The organism is Halopseudomonas salina, from assembly GCF_008641105.1.
In genome coordinates this window covers 186,349-205,726 of sequence record NZ_VTTI01000006.1, presented here as the reverse complement: position 1 = coordinate 205,726, position 19,378 = coordinate 186,349, and the positions used below count along the sequence as shown (strand labels likewise).

The 19,378-nt window shown below is 60.0% G+C and carries 21 protein-coding genes; 17 read left to right on the top strand and 4 right to left on the bottom strand.

What is annotated here, in order from left to right; genetic code table 11:
* Positions 1-371 precede the first annotated feature (371 nt).
* Positions 372-2,912 (bottom strand): ATP-dependent helicase HrpB, encoded by a 2,541-nt coding sequence (hrpB, locus tag FZF01_RS11790; RefSeq protein ID WP_150278375.1) that lies wholly within the window; start codon positions 2,910-2,912, stop codon positions 372-374.
* Between the two features lie 115 nt (positions 2,913-3,027).
* On the opposite strand from hrpB, the gene FZF01_RS11785 reads away from it, so the two are divergent.
* The 7 genes from FZF01_RS11785 (at position 3,028) to FZF01_RS11755 (ending at position 8,627) form a co-directional block, all read left to right on the top strand.
* The gene (locus FZF01_RS11785; protein WP_150278374.1) at positions 3,028-3,438 is read left to right on the top strand and encodes a polyribonucleotide nucleotidyltransferase; all 411 of its coding nucleotides are present in this window, start codon (positions 3,028-3,030) and stop codon (positions 3,436-3,438) included.
* Positions 3,438-4,322: a cation diffusion facilitator family transporter gene (locus FZF01_RS11780; protein ID WP_150278373.1), complete on the top strand. Its 885-nt coding sequence runs from the start codon at positions 3,438-3,440 to the stop codon at positions 4,320-4,322. Before FZF01_RS11785 ends, FZF01_RS11780 begins: the two co-directional genes overlap by 1 nt.
* A 351-nt stretch (positions 4,323-4,673) precedes the next feature.
* Positions 4,674-5,171: an Lrp/AsnC family transcriptional regulator gene (locus FZF01_RS11775; protein ID WP_150278372.1), complete on the top strand. Its 498-nt coding sequence runs from the start codon at positions 4,674-4,676 to the stop codon at positions 5,169-5,171.
* A 103-nt stretch (positions 5,172-5,274) separates the two neighbouring features.
* Complete coding sequence (locus FZF01_RS11770; protein ID WP_373286434.1) at positions 5,275-5,475, top strand: DUF2788 domain-containing protein; 201 nt, start codon at positions 5,275-5,277, stop codon at positions 5,473-5,475.
* Between the two features lie 87 nt (positions 5,476-5,562).
* Positions 5,563-6,213 (top strand): TetR/AcrR family transcriptional regulator, encoded by a 651-nt coding sequence (locus tag FZF01_RS11765; protein ID WP_150278371.1) that lies wholly within the window; start codon positions 5,563-5,565, stop codon positions 6,211-6,213.
* Positions 6,200-7,858, top strand: coding sequence for an acyl-CoA dehydrogenase family protein (locus tag FZF01_RS11760; RefSeq protein WP_150278370.1), 1,659 nt, complete (start codon positions 6,200-6,202; stop codon positions 7,856-7,858). Before FZF01_RS11765 ends, FZF01_RS11760 begins: the two co-directional genes overlap by 14 nt.
* A 121-nt stretch (positions 7,859-7,979) precedes the next feature.
* Positions 7,980-8,627 (top strand): pseudouridine synthase, encoded by a 648-nt coding sequence (locus FZF01_RS11755; protein WP_150278369.1) that lies wholly within the window; start codon positions 7,980-7,982, stop codon positions 8,625-8,627.
* 45 nt (positions 8,628-8,672) lie between these two features.
* Here FZF01_RS11755 and FZF01_RS11750 read toward each other — a convergent pair whose 3' ends face one another.
* A complete protein-coding gene (locus FZF01_RS11750) occupies positions 8,673-9,095 on the bottom strand; it encodes an Mpo1 family 2-hydroxy fatty acid dioxygenase (RefSeq protein ID WP_150278368.1) in 423 nt (140 codons plus the stop codon).
* A 146-nt stretch (positions 9,096-9,241) separates the two neighbouring features.
* Here FZF01_RS11750 and FZF01_RS11745 point away from each other — a divergent pair, with 146 nt between their 5' ends.
* From FZF01_RS11745 to FZF01_RS11725, 5 genes are read left to right on the top strand one after another with little or no spacing between them, the layout of a single operon-like run.
* Complete coding sequence (locus FZF01_RS11745) at positions 9,242-10,042, top strand: hydroxymethylpyrimidine/phosphomethylpyrimidine kinase (RefSeq protein ID WP_150278367.1); 801 nt, start codon at positions 9,242-9,244, stop codon at positions 10,040-10,042.
* Entirely contained in the window at positions 10,039-10,677 is a 639-nt protein-coding gene (gene thiE / locus FZF01_RS11740) for a thiamine phosphate synthase (protein ID WP_150278366.1), read from the top strand. The genes FZF01_RS11745 and thiE overlap by 4 nt, the downstream gene beginning before the upstream one ends.
* An 11-nt stretch (positions 10,678-10,688) precedes the next feature.
* Positions 10,689-11,969, top strand: coding sequence for a glutamate-1-semialdehyde 2,1-aminomutase (gene hemL, locus FZF01_RS11735; protein WP_150278365.1), 1,281 nt, complete (start codon positions 10,689-10,691; stop codon positions 11,967-11,969).
* Positions 11,966-12,637 (top strand): hypothetical protein, encoded by a 672-nt coding sequence (locus FZF01_RS11730; protein ID WP_150278364.1) that lies wholly within the window; start codon positions 11,966-11,968, stop codon positions 12,635-12,637. The genes hemL and FZF01_RS11730 overlap by 4 nt, the downstream gene beginning before the upstream one ends.
* An 8-nt stretch (positions 12,638-12,645) precedes the next feature.
* Entirely contained in the window at positions 12,646-13,245 is a 600-nt protein-coding gene (locus FZF01_RS11725; protein WP_188434398.1) for a tetratricopeptide repeat protein, read from the top strand.
* Positions 13,246-13,252: 7 nt separating this feature from the next.
* Here the strand turns inward: FZF01_RS11725 and FZF01_RS11720 are convergent, their stop codons facing one another.
* Entirely contained in the window at positions 13,253-13,576 is a 324-nt protein-coding gene (locus FZF01_RS11720) for a DUF1820 family protein (RefSeq protein WP_150278362.1), read from the bottom strand.
* 137 nt (positions 13,577-13,713) lie between these two features.
* On the opposite strand from FZF01_RS11720, the gene miaB reads away from it, so the two are divergent.
* From miaB to lnt, 5 genes are all read left to right on the top strand, one after another.
* Positions 13,714-15,054, top strand: a complete 1,341-nt coding sequence (miaB, locus tag FZF01_RS11715; RefSeq protein ID WP_150278361.1) for a tRNA (N6-isopentenyl adenosine(37)-C2)-methylthiotransferase MiaB — start codon at positions 13,714-13,716, stop codon at positions 15,052-15,054.
* A gap of 145 nt (positions 15,055-15,199) precedes the next feature.
* Positions 15,200-16,213, top strand: a complete 1,014-nt coding sequence (locus tag FZF01_RS11710; protein WP_150278360.1) for a PhoH family protein — start codon at positions 15,200-15,202, stop codon at positions 16,211-16,213.
* The gene (ybeY, locus tag FZF01_RS11705) at positions 16,203-16,676 is read left to right on the top strand and encodes an rRNA maturation RNase YbeY (RefSeq protein ID WP_150278359.1); all 474 of its coding nucleotides are present in this window, start codon (positions 16,203-16,205) and stop codon (positions 16,674-16,676) included. The genes FZF01_RS11710 and ybeY overlap by 11 nt, the downstream gene beginning before the upstream one ends.
* A gap of 64 nt (positions 16,677-16,740) precedes the next feature.
* On the top strand, positions 16,741-17,580 hold the full coding sequence (locus FZF01_RS11700) for an HlyC/CorC family transporter (RefSeq protein ID WP_150278358.1): 840 nt from the start codon (positions 16,741-16,743) through the stop codon (positions 17,578-17,580).
* A gap of 7 nt (positions 17,581-17,587) precedes the next feature.
* Positions 17,588-19,141, top strand: a complete 1,554-nt coding sequence (gene lnt, locus FZF01_RS11695) for an apolipoprotein N-acyltransferase (protein ID WP_150278357.1) — start codon at positions 17,588-17,590, stop codon at positions 19,139-19,141.
* On the opposite strand, the gene FZF01_RS11690 is transcribed toward lnt, so the two are convergent.
* On the bottom strand, positions 19,061-19,354 hold the full coding sequence (locus tag FZF01_RS11690; RefSeq protein ID WP_150278356.1) for a hypothetical protein: 294 nt from the start codon (positions 19,352-19,354) through the stop codon (positions 19,061-19,063). The genes lnt and FZF01_RS11690 overlap by 81 nt on opposite strands.
* Positions 19,355-19,378: the final 24 nt, after the last annotated feature.

Here is a 19,378-nt window from a genome sequence, read left to right as displayed (position 1 = left end):
GTGAATCCGTCCTTGGAGGCTTGTCAGAAACGTCCCTGTTTCAGACACTTTCTCCACCCCGCCAGGCTGTGCGCTCAACTGGCATCGGTGTGATGTAGAGTTTGCTGTCCAAGGTCAAAACCAAGCCCCACATGACCGCGGAACGGTTTGGTTTTCTCTCGGGTTACTCAGTAGCTGGCAGCAGACGCAGGGCGAGAGGACTAAGACGACCGTCGATGGCAGGGATGCCATCGTCGAGCTTACAGGGACGTACTTGCAGCGTGTCGGCGTGGACTCTCGGCCTGGGGCTGCCTGACTCGATATTCAAGAATCACAGGGGTTTGCTGTCCAGGGTCAAAAGCCAAGGCTCGGCAGGATAGGGAGTGCTGGCTTCAGTTTTTGCGGGGCTTGGCGCGCGTGGTTGGTTCTGCCTGCAGTGGATCATCCGGCCAGTAGTGCTTGGGATAACGTCCTTTCATGTCTTTTTTGACTTCAAGGTAACTACCGGTCCAGAAACCGGCCAGGTCCTGGGTGACCTGCACGGGACGGCGGGCCGGCGACAACAGGTGCAGCTTGAGCGCGACCCGGCCACCGGCAATGCGGGGAGTATCGGTACTGCCAAACATCTCCTGCAGACGCACCGCGAGCACCGGAGGACTGTCACTGTAATCGATACGAATCTGCGAGCCTGTGGGCACCTCCCAATGGGTGGGTGCCTGCTCGTCCAGTTCGCGAGGCAAGGGCCAGGGCAGGAGGCCGGTCAGAATGGAGCTCAGGTCGAGGTTGCCGAAATGCGCCAGTCGGGTGACCTTGTCGAGCCATGGCGCCAGCCACTGCTCTAGGGAATCAAGCAATGCCTGGTCGGAGAGGTCAGGCCAGCGGCTGTCGGCTGTGGTTTGCACATCCAGATCGCGTAGCAGGTTGACGCGCGCCTGCCACTGACGCAGGGCCGGCGTCCATGGCAGCAGCTCCAGACCCTGCTTGCGGACTACCTGGCAGAGAGCCTGGCTTCGTTGCCTGGGGTCGATCTGCGTGAGGGGCTTGCGGCTGAAGACCAGCGCACCCAGCATCTGCTGCCGTTCGGCCAGCAAGGTTTCGCTTCTGGCGTCCCATTCCAGGGTTTCACGGGAGACAAGCAACTCTGGCAAATGCGCTTCTATTTGCTCCGGCAGCAGTGCTGCGGCAAGAAAGATTCGTGCGCTGCTCTGTCCTGCGTGGCCGCCCAGACTGGCTACTGCCAGCCACTGCTGGCCTTGCAGGCTGTCGACGTTGGCAAAGGCGGCGGCTCGGCCGTTGGCCAGCCGATATTCGCTGCCCAGCTCTGCGCGACGGCTGGCGATACGATCGGGATAGGCCATGGCCAGGAGCACGCCCGCCCAGGATTCGTTACGCGGATCGCTCACGGGACTGGGAACAGGCGAGCGCTCGACCAGTCTGTGCCATTGCTTTGCCAGGGTGCGCGCCCGGTGTAATGCTCCGCGGTCTGCCGAGGGTTCCGCGCGGGTGTCATCAAACAATGCCAGGCGACGGGCCAGGTCCGCGTCCTCTATCCCGCGGAGCAGGTCGCGTTCGCTTACCACCGCTGCCACGCGGCAGGCCATTTCACCCAGCCCCAGGCGCTGACCTTTCAGGAGCATATGAGCCAGTCTTGGATGCATCGGCAGGCCGGCCATCGCCAGACCATGGGGCGTTTGCAACCAGCCGTTATCCGCTTGCCGCAATGCACCGAGGCGTTCCAATAATTCACGGCCCTGCTGCAGGGCGGCCGACGGCGGCTGATCTAGCCAGGCCAGCTCGGCTGGGTCCTGAATGCCCCAGCCAGCCAGTTGCAAAGCCAGCGGGGCCAGGTCTGCCTGCAATATTTCCGGCTCGCTGCGCGCCGCCAGTTGGTGCTGCTGGCTTACCGACCACAAACGATAGGCAACACCGGGCTCGAGCCGACCAGCGCGGCCCGCACGCTGCTCTGCGGCGGCTCGGGACACCCTGACAGTATGCAGGCGCGTCATACCCGAGACCGGGTCGAAGGCGGGTTGCCGGGCGAGACCGCAGTCAATCACTACTCGCACCCCCTCAATGGTCAGGCTGGTTTCGGCAATCGAAGTGGCCAGCACAACCTTGCGCTGGCCCTGGGCCGCAGGCTCGATTGCCTGGCGCTGACTGGCAAAATCCAGTTCGCCGTGCAGGGGGATCACCTGCACCTCGTTCTGCGCTGCCAGGGCCTCCTGCAATTGACGTTGTACCCTGCGGATCTCGCCGACCCCGGGCAGGAACACCAGAATGCTGCCGCTCTCCTCGGCCAGTGCCTGGAGCACGCATTGCACGACCAGATAATCCACCGGCTGACCCGGTCTGACGGGATTGCCGTAGCGCACGTCCACCGGGTATTGCCTGCCCTGGCTGCTGATCAGAGGCGCACCATCAAGAAGGTCACAGACCGCGGCCGCATCGAGAGTTGCCGACATGACCAGCAGTTTCAGCGGTGCGGCATCGCGCAGGTATTGCTGGGTCTGCAGGCACAGCGCCAGCCCCAGGTCAGCGTCCAGACTACGTTCGTGAAACTCATCGAAGATAACCAAACCGACGCCGGGCAGCTCGGGGTCAGCCTGGAGCAGGCGCTGCAGGATTCCCTCGGTCACCACTTCGATACGCGTAGCAGCACTGACTCGACTCTCGAGTCTGATGCGGTAACCCACCGTCTGTCCTACCGGTTCGCCAAGCAACTGCGCGAGCCGCTCTGCCGCAGCCCGCGCAGCAAGGCGACGCGGCTCGAGCATGATGATCTTCTGTCCGACAAGCCAGTCGCTATCGAGCAGAGCCAAGGGCACCACCGTGGTCTTGCCAGCACCCGGTGGTGCCTGCAGCACTGCAGCGGGATTGGCAGCCAACGCGCGCTTGAGTTCAGGCAGGATCAGGTTGACGGGCAAATCATTCATTCGGTTGCGGCACCATCGGTAAAAGCCGCTATCATACCCCTATAAAATGCGCACCGCGGGGTGTAGCCCCGTCGACGTTCCCGACTCAGACCCAGCAACCTCAAGAGACTCGATCATGCGAATGAAAACCCTGGCCTCCGCCCTGCTAGTCACGGCCCTTACCAGCCAATTGGCAGCCTGCGGCACCATTTTTTATCCTGAGCGCCGTGGCCAGATAAGCGGCCAGATCGACTCGGGCGTGGCCATTCTCAACGGTATCGGCCTGCTCTTCTATGTCATACCCGGCGTAATCGCCTTTGCTGTGGATTTCGCCACCGGCGCCATCTATCTGCCAGACAACCGCTACAGTATTGCCCCTGAGCAATTGAACAAGGCTGTGGGAGCAGATGGCCAGGTGGACACCGTCAAGCTCAAAGCGCTGCTTCAGGAGGAGATTGGTTTGGACCTGCCGCTTGAGCGCGCCCAGCAGCTGGACCACCCCGATGCTGTGCAAATGGCAGCCTTGGGTCTGCCGTCGCGCGCGTGATGACTCAGCCCAATCACCTGGAGCTCCCTGAACGGGAACGGTTGCTCAAGCTAGCCACATACGCCTCGGTAACCGTGGCTTTCAGTCTGATTGCCCTCAAGAGTGGCGTCTGGATGGCATCAGGATCAGTCAGCATACTGGCCTCACTGATTGATTCGCTGATGGACAGTGCCGCCTCGATCATCAACCTGTTCGCCGTACGTTACGCGTTGAAGCCAGCGGATCAGGAGCATCGCTTCGGGCACGGCAAGGCCGAGGCGCTCGCAGGCCTGGCCCAGTCGGCCTTCATCACCGGGTCAGCGCTGCTGGTATTGCTGCAGGGTATTGACCATCTGGTCAACCCTCAGCCCATCGCCGCCACATGGCTTGGCATCGGGGTAATGGTTCTTTCGATCATTGCAACGCTGGGCCTTTTGGCGATTCAAAAGCATGTAATCGCACGCACCGGCTCAACAGCAATCGGTGCCGATGCGCTTCATTATCGTTCGGATCTGCTTCTCAATGGCAGTGTCATAGTCGCGCTGCTGCTGGCTAGCTACGGCATCCAGCGTGCTGACGCGGTGATGGGCCTGGGCATCGCGGTATATATCGGCTATAGCGCCGTGCGTATCGGGCTTGATGCAATACAGATTCTGATGGATCACGAGCTGCCCGATGAAGTGCGCACCGAGGCCCTGGCATTGGCGCGTGCCGTGCCCGGCGTGCTGGACGTGCATGATTTTCGCAGTCGCCAGTCCGGCCACCTCTGGTTCATGCAGATGCACGTGGAACTACCCGCCGACATGCCGCTGCTGGAGGCCCATGAGCTGGGCGAATCAGTACGTACGGCGCTGGTCGAGCGTTTTCCCCAGGTCGATGTACTGATTCACACGGACCCGGTCTAGACCAGGCCGGAATGTAGCGTTCAATGGCAACACGCAGGCCCCATACAAAAGAACGGCCGGCTTCCCTATGGAGCCGGCCGTTCTTTTTAGCGTCCTGTACACATCCGGATAGGAGGCTGCCTGATTCCCGGGCCTTGTGAGCTGGGAGGCCGGCTGGCGAGAATCCGGTAGGATTTTTGCCTTCCTCTCCCGGGATAGGGGAGCGGACTGGACGAACCGGCCTTGGCTTCGAACTTGGGACTATATTACCCCTCCCATGGCGGCATTTCTTGTCTAATATTGCACATATGCGTTACCTTTCAGCAATATATTATGCTTATTACGTTTTATTGAGCAATAAAGGATCAAAACATGACAAATGATCACAATCTCGACCGCTACGACCTGAAGATACTTGCCGCATTGCAGCATGACGCAAGCATCAGCAACCAGGAACTGGCAGAACATATCGGCTTATCGCCTTCGCCCTGCTCAAGGCGGGTCAAGCAGTTGGAAGACAGCGGCTATATACGGCGTCAGGTCGCGCTGCTTGAGCCACGTCGACTGGGCCTGACCCTCACCGCTTTTGTGATGATCGGCATGGATAGACACACACCTGAACGCTTTGCAGGCTTTGAAACCGCGATCCGCGACTGCCCCGAAGTGCTCGATTGCTGCCTGGTCACAGGTATGGACGCAGACTATCAGCTGCGGGTCGTCGTTCCCGATATGGAACACTACCAGCAGTTCCTGTTGGGCCGCCTGACGCGTATCGACGGCGTATCGAGCGTACGCTCAAGCTTCGTACTTAACCAGATAGTCGGCAGCACCGAACTGCCACTTGGCCATCTGCAAAATTCCGTATCCTAGCGTCACCAACCTTACACCTGCGACAAGGCACCACAGGCCCCAGGCAGAGATTTCGGTATAATGTTGACCCAGATCAATAACTTTTATCGAATGGGAGAGTTTTGTGAGCTATCAAGAATTTGAAGCCTTGGCCATGCCCCTGATGATCTTTGCTCTGGTTGCATTCATGGGCTACATCGTCTGGGATCTGGCAAAAAAATCAAAAGCAGGCCGATACGGCACTGCAGTTCTCTTCACCGGCCTTGGACTCGGCGTCATGGGCTTCGTTATCAAAGCAGTCCTCATCGGACAACTGGACGTCTGAAAACCCCGCCCCTATGGCGCAATTCCCTCCTGCATGAAGATCTGAATCCTGATTCACTGTTCGAATAGATGAATCAGGATTCATACAATGGCCTATCGCACTACTGAAGCCCGACTCGAGCGTGACCAGGCTCTGCGCGAACACATTCTGGGTTGCGCGCTGCACCAGGTAGCCGATGGCGGCTTCGCCGCACTGACCATGAACTCCCTGGCAGAAAGCGCAGGCATTGCTACCGGCAGCCTGTATCGCTACTTTCCTGGCAAGGCAGCACTGGCCTGCGAAGTCTTCACGCGCGCAACCCGGGTTGAAATAGACAGCCTGAAAGTCGCTTTCGCTAGTCAGGGTGACGCGGCGCACCGATTGCGCCGGGGTATCACCCAGTTCGCCACCCGCGCCTGGCACAGCCGACAGCTGGCCTACGCATTGATCGCCGAACCCGTCGAAGCAGAGGTTGATGCCCAGCGGCTGCGCTACCGCGAGGCCTATGCCGAACTCTTCACCCGGCTGATTCGTGAAGGTAACGCTGACGGCAGCTTCAATGTACCCAATATCCCTGTCACTGCGGCCTGCATGGTCGGTACCGTGGCCGAATCACTGATCGGTCCGCTGTCCCCACAGGCACGTGCGCTCAGGGCCAGCGGCCTGCCCAGCGAAAGCCTCGAAAGCGTCACCAGCGCCCTCACCCTGTTCTGTCTGCGCGCCCTCGGCGCCAAGGAGTCTGACCATGCAAACCACTGACCACGCCTCGCTGTATGCGGAAACCCATGAGGTCACCAATCAGGCTCCGCCCCTGGAAGGTATCAACCTGTACCGCGCGGACCTGCCATTGCAGGAGTGGGTACGTCGCTTCGGCGGCGGTTGGGCCGATGAGCACCTGGAGGCCTATGGCAAACTCACCGGGGACTCGTTGATGCAGGCCGGCTTTCTCGCCAACGAGAACAAGCCTGTATTGAAAAGTCATGATCGCTTTGGCAACCGGATCGATGTGGTTGAATTTCATCCCGCCTACCATGAGCTGATGACCGCAGGCATCGCCCAGGGCATAACATCTGCGCCCTGGGCGAACTCCAGGCCAGGCGCGCATGTCGCTCGGGCGGCGAGCATGTACCTGCACAACCAGATTGAATCAGGCACCTGCTGCCCGATGACCATGACTTACGCGTGTATCCCGAGCCTGCGCATGCAGCCAGATCTGGCCGAGACGTGGCTGCCCAAGATCCTCTCGGGCCAGTACGATCCGCGCAATCTGCCGATAGGGCAGAAGACGGGCGCGACCATAGGTATGGCGATGACCGAGAAGCAGGGCGGCACTGATCTACGCGCCAACACCACCCGCGCGCAGCCCATTGGCGCCGGCGGACCAGGCCAGGCATACGAACTGGTCGGCCATAAATGGTTCTGTTCAGCGCCGATGTGCGACGCATTCCTGACCCTGGCGCAGACCAAAAAAGGCTTGAGCTGCTTTCTGCTGCCCCGCCACCGGCCTGACGGTAGCCGCAATCAGTTTTACATCCAGCGCCTGAAAAACAAGCTCGGCAACTGGGCCAATGCCTCGAGCGAAGTGGAGTACCGTGGTGCGTTGGCCTGGATGGTTGGCGAAGAAGGCCGCGGCATCCCGACCATTATCGAGATGGTCTCGCTGACCCGCTTTGATTGCATGATCGGCTCCAGCTCGCTGATGCGCCAGGCCCTGACCCAGGCTACACACCACTGCGCATACCGCGCAGTAGGCGGCCGCCCGCTGGCCGAGCAACCATTGATGCAGAACGTGCTGGCTGATCTTGCCCTGGAGAGCGAAGCCGCGCTGGCACTGACCATGCGCATGGGCAAGGCAATCGACAGCGGCAGCGACGAACACGAGAAAAAATTCGCCCGGCTGGTCACCGCAATAGGCAAATACTGGATATGCAAACGCGCGCCGGGAATGATCAATGAGGCCCAGGAATGCCTCGGCGGCGCCGGTTACGTGGAGGAAAACATCATGCCGCGGCTGTACCGCGAAGCGCCGGTAAATTCGATATGGGAAGGCTCGGGCAATGTGCAATGCCTGGACGTGCTGCGCGCCTTGTCAAAGGAGCCGGGCGTTCTGGAGGTGCTGTTCAGCGAACTGGGAGACGGTCACGGCGATGCTCACCTGACCCGCCATATCCAGCAGATAAAGGCGGATTTTGGCGATACCGATGACATCCAGTACCGCGCCCGGCAGCTGACCGAAGACGTGGCCGTAGCGTTACAGGCCAAACTACTGCTTGAGGCGGGCAATGCAACAGTGTCCGACGCCTTTATCGCCAGCCGTATAGCCGGGCACGGCCGCGCCTTCGGCACCCTACCGCGCGGTACCGATGTCGCGGCCCTGGTGGCACGCGCAACGCCGGCGGGTTGATTTTCTGGCGTTGATTTCAACTTCCTCGGCCGAGATGGAACTCGGCCACTCCCGGAATTCGGCTCGACACATCTACCGGCCCGCACTAGCATCACCTGTTCACCCACTGTCAGATTTGCCTATGCCTGCCAAACACCCTCGACGCCCTACCCCCCCAATTTCTGGCAAGTCGACAACCCCGCGCCGCAAGCCCGCACCGCGGCCGGCCGTCTGCCTGCTTGTGGCACTGAACAAGCCGTTTGATGTACTAACCCAGTTCACCGATGGACAAGGCCGCCGGACACTCAAGGATTTTGTCGACGTGCCAGGTATCTACCCGGCTGGCCGCCTGGATCGCGACAGCGAAGGTCTGTTACTGCTGACAAACGACGGGCATTTACAGGCACGCATAACCGACCCGAAACACAAACTGGCGAAAACCTACTGGGTGCAGGTCGACGGAGTACCTACCGAAATCCAACTGCAGGCGCTGCGTCATGGCGTTACCCTGAAGGACGGCCCCACCTTGCCTGCCGATGTGGAGCAGATTGCCGAGCCTGAGCTATGGCCACGGGACCCACCGGTGCGCTACCGGGCCAATATCCCTACCAGTTGGCTGAGCGTTACCATACGTGAGGGCCGCAACCGGCAGGTGCGCCGCATGACTGCAGCGGTCGGCTTGCCGACGCTGCGCCTGGTTCGGGTACGAATTGGCGACTGGACTTTGGGGGATCTGCAGCCGGGTCAGTGGCGGGAACTGAACGCGGCTGCCAATAACTGTCAGGCATAGCTATTACGCTGCCGACCTGCCTGTCGAGACGAGACTCGCGGTTACCTAGTAGCGCAGTCCGACTGTCCGGAATAGCGCGCCAACCAGCCAGATCGGACCAATCAGCAGAAACTGCAGATCCTTGAAAAAGGATGGTTTTTTACCTTCCAGGTGATGGCCGATGAACTGACCGATCCAGGCCAGCACAAAAATCGCGACGCAGGGCCAGAAAACAACGGTCATGTTCCAGAGAGTCAGCAGCATGAGCAGGCTGACCACCAGCATCACAGCCGCTATCCGCCAGGACAACATCGTATAGAAGGCCATGGCAGCGGCCACCGCTATTACCGACACCCAAGGATCAATTGCCCAGAGGATGCCCAGAACACTGAAGGTTATCAATGGCACACAGATCCAGTGCAGCAGCTTGTTGACCGCGTTTTGATGACTTTCTCCGTACTGATCGAACCACTGATCTATCGCACGCATGCTCTACTCCAATTATTTTTGTAGGTTGTCAGTTGAGAATTCGCCCACAGGCCATGGCGGCCCAAGATACGTCCGGTGATAATTACCGGCCGCAAAGCACTGCTGCTCCCCTGCCGACACCCAACGCATGATGGTAAGCTTAGCCCATGAAAACACTACTCCCTTTTCGCCCCGTGGTTCTCTGTCTTTCCGGTCATGATCCGTCCGGCGGAGCCGGCCTGCAGGCCGATATCGAGGCATTGATAGCCCAGGGCTGTCATGCAGCGCCAACAATAACAGCACTGACCGTACAGAACACCGTGAATGTCAGCGACTTCCGCGTGCTAGACCGCGAATGGGTGCTGGCTCAGGCCAACGCGGTGCTGAATGACATGCCCGTGTCGGCGGTAAAGCTCGGCATGCTGGGCAACCTGACCATGGTCGAGACCATCATCGAGTTGCTGCAGGATCACCCTGAACTCCCGCTGGTATGCGATCCGGTGCTGCGCGCAGGGGGCGGTGGCTCGTTGGGCAAGGACGACGTCGCCCTGGCCCTGCGGGAAAATCTGCTGCCTATTGCTCTGATTGCCACACCCAATCTGCCCGAGGCGCGCATTCTGGCCGAGCTGCCCGAAGGCACTGCCGATGAATGCGCCGCCCGGCTGCTGCCTTACTGTCGTAACCTGCTGATTACCGGCGGCCATGGCGATGAGAGCGAAATTCACAACCGCTTGTATTGCCGGGACGGCAGTCAGCACACCTTTACCTGCCAGCGCCTGCCAGGCAATTACCACGGATCCGGCTGCACCCTGGCCAGCGCCCTGGCCGGCCGCCTGGCGCTCGGGGAGGAGCTGGTCAGCGCAGTACGCTCGGCGCTGGACTATACCTGGCGGACTCTGCGTGATGCCGAGCAGCCCGGCCTGGGTCAGTACGTGCCCCGGCGGCTACCGCTGGATTTCTGTTCATGAGTGAACAGCTCCACGGTCTGTATGCGATCACCGACAGTCATCTGCTCACCCAGGGCCGACTCTTGCCCTGGGTAGACGCTGCCCTCGCAGGTGGCGCGCGGATACTGCAATACCGGGACAAGTCAGACGATCCGGCTCGCCGGCTCGACGAGGCCAGGCAGCTCAAGGGCCTGTGCGAATATTATGGGGCAACACTGATCATCAATGATGATCTGCCGCTGGCTGCTGAATTGGGTGTGGGCCTGCATCTGGGTCGTGATGACGGATGCCTGCGCGAAGCCCGTGCACAACTCGGCAATAACGCAATCATTGGCGCAACCTGCCACGCCGACCTGATGTTTGCCGAACAGGCCCAGGCCGCCGGTGCCAGCTACATCGCCTTCGGCCGCTTTTTCCAGTCCGTTACCAAACCCGGTACGCCCCAGGCGACGCCGGTGCTGCTGGAGCAGGCTCGTCAGCGATTCAGCCTGCCCATAGTGGCCATCGGCGGTATCACGCTGCATAACGCCCCGCAGCTTATTGGCGCCGGCGCCAACATGCTCGCCGTGGTCAATGGCCTGTTCGGCGCGCCCAGTGCTGTCGAAGTCGAGCGTCGTGCCCGCGGTTTTACCGAACTCTTCCAGTCAACATTTTGAAGGAACCCTCCATGTCCCGCTCCGAAACCCTCTTTGCCAACGCCCAGAAACACATACCTGGCGGCGTGAACTCGCCGGTACGCGCCTTCAAAAGCGTCGGCGGCACGCCGCTTTTCTTCAAGCATGCCGAGGGTGCTTACGTAGTAGACGAGGACGACAAGCGCTACGTCGACTATGTCGGTTCCTGGGGACCGATGATTCTCGGTCATGCCCACCCGGCGGTGCTGGATGCAGTTCGCGAGCAGCTGCAGCATGGCCTGTCCTTTGGCGCGCCGACGGCAATGGAAACCGAGATGGCCGATCTGGTCTGCAGCCTGGTCCCCTCCATGGAGATGGTACGCATGACCAGCTCGGGCACCGAAGCCACCATGAGCGCCATCCGGCTTGCCCGCGGCTATACCGGTCGCGACAACATCATCAAGTTCGAGGGCTGCTACCACGGGCACTCCGACAGCCTGCTGGTCAAGGCCGGTTCAGGCGCTCTTACCCAGGGCGTGCCCAGTTCGGCTGGCGTTCCTGCCGATTTTGCCAAGCACACCCTGACACTGCCATTCAATGACATCGGCGCCGTCGAGACCATGCTCACGGAATTGGGCAGCAGCGTAGCCTGCATTATCGTCGAGCCAGTGGCCGGCAACATGAACTGCGTGCCACCGGTGCCGGGCTTTCTGGAGGGCTTGCGCCAGCTCTGTGATCAGCATGGTGTGGTGTTGATATTCGATGAGGTAATGACCGGTTTTCGCGTGGCCCTCGGCGGCGCCCAGGCGCACTATGGCGTCACACCGGACATCACCACCTTCGGCAAGATTATCGGTGGTGGGATGCCCGTAGGCTGCTTCGGCGGCAAGCGCGACATCATGGAGGTGATCGCTCCCATGGGGCCGGTTTATCAGGCCGGCACCCTGTCAGGTAATCCGCTGGCCATGGCCGCCGGCCTGACCACGCTGAAACTGCTCAAGCGCCCCGGCTTCCACGCCGAGCTGAGCGACTACACAGCACGGATGCTCGCAGGGCTGCAGGAGCGGGCCGACGCGGCGTCAATACCCTTTGTTACCACCCAGGCAGGTGGCATGTTTGGCCTGTATTTCTCCGGAGCCGATGACATTCTGACCTTTGATGATGTGATGGCAGGCGATGTGGAACGCTTCAAGCGCTTTTTCCATCTGATGCTCGCTGGCGGCGTTTACCTGGCGCCCAGTGCGTTCGAAGCTGGCTTCACTTCCATTGCCCACGGCGAAACCGAGCTCAAACTCACGCTGGATGCGGCAGAAAAGGCCTTTGCCGCCCTATGACTGCCATCGTCTATGTGCTGCTTGGAGCAAGTGCGCTGGGACTCTGCGTGTGGCTTTGGCGCCATAGAGTTGGCCGACGCGAAGGCGCACGGGGCGCCATAACCGCCGGCCTGGTCGCTCTGGTGCTGGTTGCCAGTAGCGCCCTGCCCCTGGCGTTTGTGCAATGGGACATGGTTGGCAAGAGCGTCGAGCATGCCCAACGCATCATGGGGCTTGCGGCGCAACATATGAGCCTGCCCCTGCTGGGGTTTGCGTGCCTCTATCTGGCCAGCGGCTGGCGCTGGCAGCCGGTGATATGGAGCCGCATCATTCTGGGCATTCTCGCTTTCTACGAGCTGTCGCGGTACCTGGAGTGGCAGACGGGCTACCTCTGGCTGCTGACTCTGATCGGCGCAGTGGGGCTGGCTGCAAGCGGCTTACTCAACATCGGCAGGGACCGCAGGGTGGGCATTCTCTGTCTGGCTGCCATCGTTTGCCTGCTGGCGCCGACGCTGATCAGCGGACTTACCGGCCAACTGCCGTTGCTGAGCCTGCTGGATGCCTCGAGCCACGCCAGCTGGTTGATACCCGGCTTCATAGCCGCCGGAATGGCGGTTGGCGTGCTTGCCGAACAGGCGCACAATGATAGCCAGAATCAACCCGAACACGAGACACCTTCAGAGTCATGATCATTCCCATGCGCAAACCCTTTCTGTTCCTCTGCCTGGTGACTGGAATTACCAGCACGACGGTGTACGCGCAGGAGCAGGACGGCAATCCCCTGCTGGTCAGTACCGAGGAAAGGTGTGCCTTCAACCGGGTGGATGATGAGAGCCTGGAGCTGGCACTGGAGGCCTGCCGCAGCGCCGCAGAAAATGGCGACCTGCAGGCACAATATGAAATGGGGGAGTTCTTTTACCAGGGTGAACGGGTCGAGCGCGACATCGAAAAGGCCCTAGAGTGGTTCGAGCGGGCCTCAATTCAAGGGCACCCCCGCGCGCAGTACCAATTGGGGCTCATGCACTACCAGGGAGAAGGCGTTACCCGTAATCTGCCCCAGGCGTACATCATTCTGAAAATGTCGGCAGTCAACGGCGAGGAAGCGGCCATGGATGCCAGCGACCGGATAGCACTGCAGATGAACGAGAACGAGCTTTCAGTAGCCACCCATGTACTGGGTACGCTGTTCCGCGATTATCTGACCCAACTCCGCGAAGAACAGCTGCAGCAACTGCAGAATCAGCAGCCAGGTCCGATCGGCCCCTCAGTCCCCGCCGTTGAGTCCCCTGATCCTTGATGCTTGATCAGTTTTGCGGAGGCATCGGGAAGCTCATGACGTTACCACCGCCTTTGGCTTCACTGATCTTGGCCTGACCGATTCGCTCAACTTCATCTATGCGCACAATCGACTGCAGGGGGATAAAACTGCGCTCCACACCCTCGAACTGGGTCTTGAGCTTTTCTTCCGCAGGATCAACCAGCAACTGGGAACGCTCACCGAAGAGCAATTCCTCTATTTCCAGGAATCCCCAGAGATCGCTCTGGAATATGTTGCGCGCATACAACTCGTACACCTGCCCCTGATTGAGGAAGATCACGCGAAAAATCGGTTGTTTGTCTTTGCTCATAGCTGAACTGTAAGAACCTGTGGCAAGCGAGCCGGACCAGTGCATCCGACGGGCGCGGATGATACCACAGCGCAGGACATCGGCTTCCTCATCAGTGTATAATTTCGCTTTTGACGAGGCTACGCCCAGCGCATCCCATGGCCAAGAAACTCTTTATTCAGACCCACGGCTGCCAGATGAACGAGTATGACAGCTCGCGCATGGCCGACCTGCTTGGTGAAAACCAGGCGATGGAAATGACCGATCGCCCGGATGAAGCCGATATCATCCTGCTCAATACCTGTTCGATTCGTGAGAAAGCCCAGGAAAAGGTTTTTTCCGAATTGGGCCGTTGGCGACCACTGAAGGAAAAGAATCCTGACCTGATCATCGGCGTCGGCGGCTGCGTGGCCAGCCAGGAAGGCTCGGCCATTCGCGACCGCGCACCCTACGTGGATGTGGTTTTTGGCCCGCAGACGCTGCACCGGCTGCCGGAAATGATCAACGCCGCACGCACTACAAACAAGCCGCAGGTTGATGTGTCTTTCCCGGAAATCGAGAAATTCGACCGTCTGCCCGAACCCCGCGTTGACGGCCCTACTGCGTTCGTCTCGATCATGGAAGGCTGCAGCAAATACTGCAGCTTCTGTGTGGTGCCCTACACCCGAGGCGAAGAAGTCAGCCGCCCCTTCGATGACGTGCTCGCAGAGTGCATACATCTTGCCGAAAACGGCGTGCGTGAAATCACCCTGTTGGGCCAGAACGTCAATGGCTATCGCGGTCAGACCCATGAAGGCACGATAGCCGACCTGGCCGACCTGATTCGCGTGATCGCCGAGATCGACGGCATCGACCGTATCCGCTACACCACGTCGCATCCGCTGGAGTTTTCCGACAGCCTGATTCGCGCCCATGCCGAAGTGCCGGAACTGGTCAAGTACCTCCACCTGCCAGTCCAGTCCGGCTCAGACAGGGTGCTGGCTGGCATGAAGCGCAATCACACTGCCCTGGAATACAAATCGCGGGTGCGCAAGTTGCGTGCGGCGGTGCCGGACATGATTCTGAGCTCGGACTTCATCATCGGCTTCCCCGGCGAGACCGAAAAGGATTTCGAGCAGACGATGAAGCTGGTAGAGGACGTCGGATTCGATTTCTCCTACTCCTTTATCTACAGCGCCCGACCCGGCACACCGGCCTCTGACCTGCCCGACACAACGCCTGTCGAGGTCAAGAAGCAGCGTCTGCAAATTCTGCAGAATCGTCTGAATCAGCAGGGATTCGACAACAGTCGTCGCATGATCGGCACGGTGCAGCGCATTCTGGTCAGTGATTACTCTAAGAAGGACCCAGGCATGCTCCAGGGCCGGACCGAGCACAACCGTATCGTCAACTTCCGCTGCGACAATCCGCGCCTGATAGGACAGTTCGTGGACGTGGTTATCGATGAGGCTCTGCCGCATTCCCTGCGTGGCACGCTGATGGCCGAGACCGTCCACTGAACCGTCCATTCAAACACGCCCGCAAGCCCTTCCGGAACGCGCACCCGCGGTGCGCGCAGACCGCTGATCGCGGCATCTTTGCATCGCGCCTCTGGCGCGCTATGCTGTGATTTCCCGACTATTACGAGGTTACTGACAGATTATTTTGAACGCTCCCCTGCACATCCATCGTTTCAGCATCGAACCCGTCGACCCCCGCCGCCTGGCCAGCCTGTGCGGCCAGTTCGATGAACATCTTCTGCTCATCGAGCAGCGCCTGGGTCTTGAGGTTCGTAATCGCGGCAATCAATTCGAGCTGATTGGCGAGGCCGAACTGGCCCGCTCGGCTGAAGCAGTGCTGCGCCAGCTGTACCGGGAAACCCGTGACCAGGCCGAACTGGCTCCCGATACGGTTCACCTGTTTCTACAGGAATCCGGGCTGGAGAATCTCAGCGAGACTCTCTACAACGGCGCAGGGAATGCACCTGTAGTTTTGCGCACCCGACGCATGGCGATTCAGCCGCGCGGGCCGAACCAGCAAAGCTACGTGCGTTCAATTCAGGAATACGACATCAATTTCGGCATTGGTCCGGCCGGCACCGGCAAGACCTATCTTGCCGTTGCCTGCGCGGTTGATGCGCTGGAGCGGGAACAGGTGCGGCGCATCCTGCTGGTCCGTCCCGCGGTCGAGGCCGGCGAGAAACTCGGTTTTCTGCCGGGGGATCTGGCACAGAAGATCGACCCTTACCTGCGCCCGCTGTATGACGCGCTCTACGAGATGCTCGGGTTCGAGAACGTGGCCAAGCTGATCGAAAAGCAGGTAATCGAAGTCGCTCCCCTGGCTTACATGCGTGGCCGCACCCTGAATAACAGCTTTATTATTCTGGATGAAAGCCAGAACACCACGCTGGAGCAGATGAAGATGTTCCTGACGCGCATCGGCTTTGGTTCCACCGCGGTAATAACTGGTGACGTGACCCAGGTCGACCTGCCCCGCGGTACCAAGTCGGGCCTGTCACACGTTGTTGATGTCCTCAAAGACGTGAAAGGTATCGGCTTCACCCACTTCAAATCCAAGGACGTGGTGCGCCACCCGCTGGTGCAGCGCATTGTCGAGGCCTACGACCGCTTCGAGTTGCGTCAGGAAGGCGAGCGCAAGGAACGCAGTAATGAGTCCTGATCCGGCACCCCTCGAACTGGATATACAGCGCGCCAGCACTGCTGCCGAGCTGCCCGACGACGAGAGCTTCAGGCACTGGGCCGGGCTCGCCCTCTCGGACCGACCCGGCCACGAACTGACTATTCGCCTGGTCGACGAGGAAGAAAGCCAGACTCTCAACCGGGAATACCGGCACAAGGACTATCCGACCAATGTGCTGTCCTTTCCTGCCGACCTGCCACCCGAGCTGAATATACCGTTGCTGGGCGATCTGGTGATCTGCGCTCCTGTTGTGGCGCGCGAAGCCGAGGAGCAGGAAAAGCCGTTGCAGGCACACTGGGCCCACATGGTCATTCACGGCTGCCTGCATCTGATTGGCTACGACCATATGGAAGATGCACAAGCCGATGAAATGGAATCGCTGGAGCGCCAGCTGCTGGCGCAATTGGGTATTGCCGACCCGTATTTGAGCGAATCCCTGTAACACAATACCTATTACAACTGTTTCCAAACGCTATACACATTTCCACAACGAGTAGAAAGGAACCATGAGCGAAGATCGATCGACCAACGGACACAAGACCTGGCTGGACAAACTGGTCCAGGCTTTTGTCCATGAACCCAAGAACCGCCAGGAACTGCTGGAACTGTTGCGCGAAGCGCATGCCAACGAAGTACTGGATATCGAGGCACTGTCGATTATCGAGGGCGCGCTGCAGGTCTCCGACATGCAGGTACGCGACATCATGATCCCACGCTCGCAGATGATCACCATCCGCTCGAGCCAGTCACCCCGCGAGTTTCTGCCTGAAGTGATCGAGGCGGCCCACTCGCGGTTCCCGGTCACCGGCGACAGCCTGGATGATGTGCTGGGTATTCTCCTCGCCAAGGACCTGCTGCCCCTGCTGCTAGAGGAAAACACCGAGCGTTTCAACATCAAGGAAATCCTCCGTCCGGCCACCTGCGTGCCCGAGTCCAAACGCTTGAACGTGCTCCTCAAGGAGTTTCGTGCCACGCGCAATCACATGGCTATCGTGATTGACGAGTACGGCGGCGTTTCCGGCCTGGTGACCATCGAGGACGTGCTTGAGCAGATTGTCGGTGACATCGAAGACGAGCACGACATAGACGAAGACAGCCAGATCAAGCCGCTGCATAGCGGTGATTTCCTGGTTAAGGGGCTGACTCCGATCGAAGACTTCAACGAGCATTTCGGCACCGAGTTCCCGGATGAGGAATTCGATACCGTGGGCGGCCTGGTAATGAATGCATTTGGTCATTTGCCAAGACGCAACGAGGTCGTCGAGCTGGACGGGTTCCGCGTGCGCGTGCTCAATTCAGACAGCCGCCGGGTGCACCTGCTGCGGGTAACCGTCGTCGAATCCTGAGAATGCCATGCCCCTGCTGAACACCCTACTCAACTGGCTGCGCGCGCCCGGCTGGCCGGGCCATCTGTTGGCTCTGCTGGCAGGCGCGCTGAGTACCCTTGCGCTCAGCCCTTTCGGGCTGTGGCCGCTGGGTCTGCTCTCGGTCGCCTTGCTGTTCCAGGGGCTCCAACAATTACAACCCGGTCAGGCAGCACTGCGCGGCTGGTTCTGGGGTCTGGGTCTGTTCGCCAGCGGCGTATCCTGGGTATATATCAGCATCCATGTGCATGGCTATGCTTCGCCGATTCTCGCCGGACTGCTGACCGCCGGCTTTGTCGCCGGTCTGGCCCTGGTGATCGCGCTGATGGCATGGCTATGGGCCCGCTGGTTGCGGCCCACAGGCAATCCCTGGCTGGCCTGCTGGGGATTTGCTGCGCTCTGGGTGCTGCAGGAGGTTTTCCGCGGCTGGTTTCTCACTGGTTTTCCCTGGCTCTACCACGGATATGGGCATACCGACACCTGGCTGGCAGGTTGGGCGCCGCTAGGCGGCGTCTGGCTGTTGAGCTTTCTGAGCGTTTTGTCCGCCTGCCTGCTGAGCGAGCCGGGCCTGTGGCGGAGTATCCGGTCAGCCAGCACGGGCACTGCCCTGTTGCTGGTCATCTGGCTGGGCGGTATGGGCCTTTCCACACTGGAATGGACGCAACCTACCGGCTCGCCGTTGTCAGTTGCACTGATTCAGGCGGACATCCCCCAGTCACGCAAATGGGATCCGGATCACATTGACCAGACCCTGACACTCTATCGCGATCTGAGCATCGCCCTGGCGCCTGTTGATCTGATCCTGTGGCCCGAGACCGCCGTTCCGGTTCTGCAGAGCCAGGCGCTGGCCTTTACCAACGGCATGGCCGCGCGCCTTGCGGAACAGGGCACCACACTGATTACCGGCATCCCGGTGGATGAGTACGACAATGATGTACTACAGATCTATAATGGCATCATGGTTGCGGGTCAGCAGGATGAGCAATACCTGAAACACAAACTGGTCCCCTTCGGCGAATATGTTCCACTGGAGGAGGTCCTGCGCGGTTTGATCGCCTTCTTCGACCTGCCCATGTCGAGCTTTACCCGCGGACCTGCCGTTCAGCAGCCACTAAAAGCCGCCGGATACCGACTCGCGCCCTTCATCTGTTATGAAGCGGTATACCCGCATTTTGCCGCACGCCTGGCAGCGCAAAGCGAGCTGCTCATTACCATCAGCAATGATAGCTGGTTTGGTCGTTCGATCGGCCCCCTGCAGCACCTGCAGATGGCGCGCATGAGGGCAATGGAAAGCGGCCGCTGGATGATCCGCGGCACCAACAACGGGGTGACCGCGCTGATTGATCATCGGGGCAGAATTACCCAGCGCATACCGCAGTTCGAGCAGGCGGTACTGACTGGCGAAGTGCAGCCCCGCACAGGGCTGACGCCCTATTTGCACTGGCCAGACTGGCCATTATGGCTAGTGGTGCTGGCCTGTCTCGCAGGCTGCGCGGTAAAGCGCCAGCGAGCTCGCAGAATTGCCCCCGCCACCAGGAAGTGAAACGCCGCTCTCCAGTGCCTGCAGAATACGCCAGAGCAGCCGTTGATCCTCCTGTGTCAGGCCGTTGAGCTCCAGCTCCGTCAGAGCCGGAGGGTTTCCCTCCATCCACTGGCGCGTGCGCGCCATATCCATTGCCTGATCCAGACGACGCAACAGTCGTCCGTAGGAGGAATCCCGGCTCCGCTCGTGCGATTCGGGTACCGTCCCTTTCATGAAACTCGTCTCCTCTGGTGTAGG

Bases quoted from the DNA above. Each gene is read 5' to 3' on its own strand.
- lnt (WP_150278357.1), top strand. From the start codon at position 17,588: ATGCCCCTGCTGAACACCCTACTCAACTGGCTGCGCGCGCCCGGCTGG.
- hrpB (WP_150278375.1), bottom strand. From the start codon at position 2,912: ATGAATGATTTGCCCGTCAACCTGATCCTGCCTGAACTCAAGCGCGCG.
- ybeY (WP_150278359.1), top strand. From the start codon at position 16,203: ATGAGTCCTGATCCGGCACCCCTCGAACTGGATATACAGCGCGCCAGC.
- FZF01_RS11700 (WP_150278358.1), top strand. From the start codon at position 16,741: ATGAGCGAAGATCGATCGACCAACGGACACAAGACCTGGCTGGACAAA.
- FZF01_RS11760 (WP_150278370.1), top strand. From the start codon at position 6,200: ATGCAAACCACTGACCACGCCTCGCTGTATGCGGAAACCCATGAGGTC.
- thiE (WP_150278366.1), top strand. From the start codon at position 10,039: ATGAGTGAACAGCTCCACGGTCTGTATGCGATCACCGACAGTCATCTG.
- FZF01_RS11750 (WP_150278368.1), bottom strand. From the start codon at position 9,095: ATGCGTGCGATAGATCAGTGGTTCGATCAGTACGGAGAAAGTCATCAA.
- FZF01_RS11780 (WP_150278373.1), top strand. From the start codon at position 3,438: ATGACTCAGCCCAATCACCTGGAGCTCCCTGAACGGGAACGGTTGCTC.
- FZF01_RS11730 (WP_150278364.1), top strand. From the start codon at position 11,966: ATGACTGCCATCGTCTATGTGCTGCTTGGAGCAAGTGCGCTGGGACTC.
- FZF01_RS11755 (WP_150278369.1), top strand. From the start codon at position 7,980: ATGCCTGCCAAACACCCTCGACGCCCTACCCCCCCAATTTCTGGCAAG.
- FZF01_RS11775 (WP_150278372.1), top strand. From the start codon at position 4,674: ATGACAAATGATCACAATCTCGACCGCTACGACCTGAAGATACTTGCC.
- miaB (WP_150278361.1), top strand. From the start codon at position 13,714: ATGGCCAAGAAACTCTTTATTCAGACCCACGGCTGCCAGATGAACGAG.
- FZF01_RS11690 (WP_150278356.1), bottom strand. From the start codon at position 19,354: ATGAAAGGGACGGTACCCGAATCGCACGAGCGGAGCCGGGATTCCTCC.
- FZF01_RS11725 (WP_188434398.1), top strand. From the start codon at position 12,646: ATGCGCAAACCCTTTCTGTTCCTCTGCCTGGTGACTGGAATTACCAGC.
- FZF01_RS11765 (WP_150278371.1), top strand. From the start codon at position 5,563: ATGGCCTATCGCACTACTGAAGCCCGACTCGAGCGTGACCAGGCTCTG.
- FZF01_RS11785 (WP_150278374.1), top strand. From the start codon at position 3,028: ATGCGAATGAAAACCCTGGCCTCCGCCCTGCTAGTCACGGCCCTTACC.
- FZF01_RS11720 (WP_150278362.1), bottom strand. From the start codon at position 13,576: ATGAGCAAAGACAAACAACCGATTTTTCGCGTGATCTTCCTCAATCAG.
- hemL (WP_150278365.1), top strand. From the start codon at position 10,689: ATGTCCCGCTCCGAAACCCTCTTTGCCAACGCCCAGAAACACATACCT.
- FZF01_RS11745 (WP_150278367.1), top strand. From the start codon at position 9,242: ATGAAAACACTACTCCCTTTTCGCCCCGTGGTTCTCTGTCTTTCCGGT.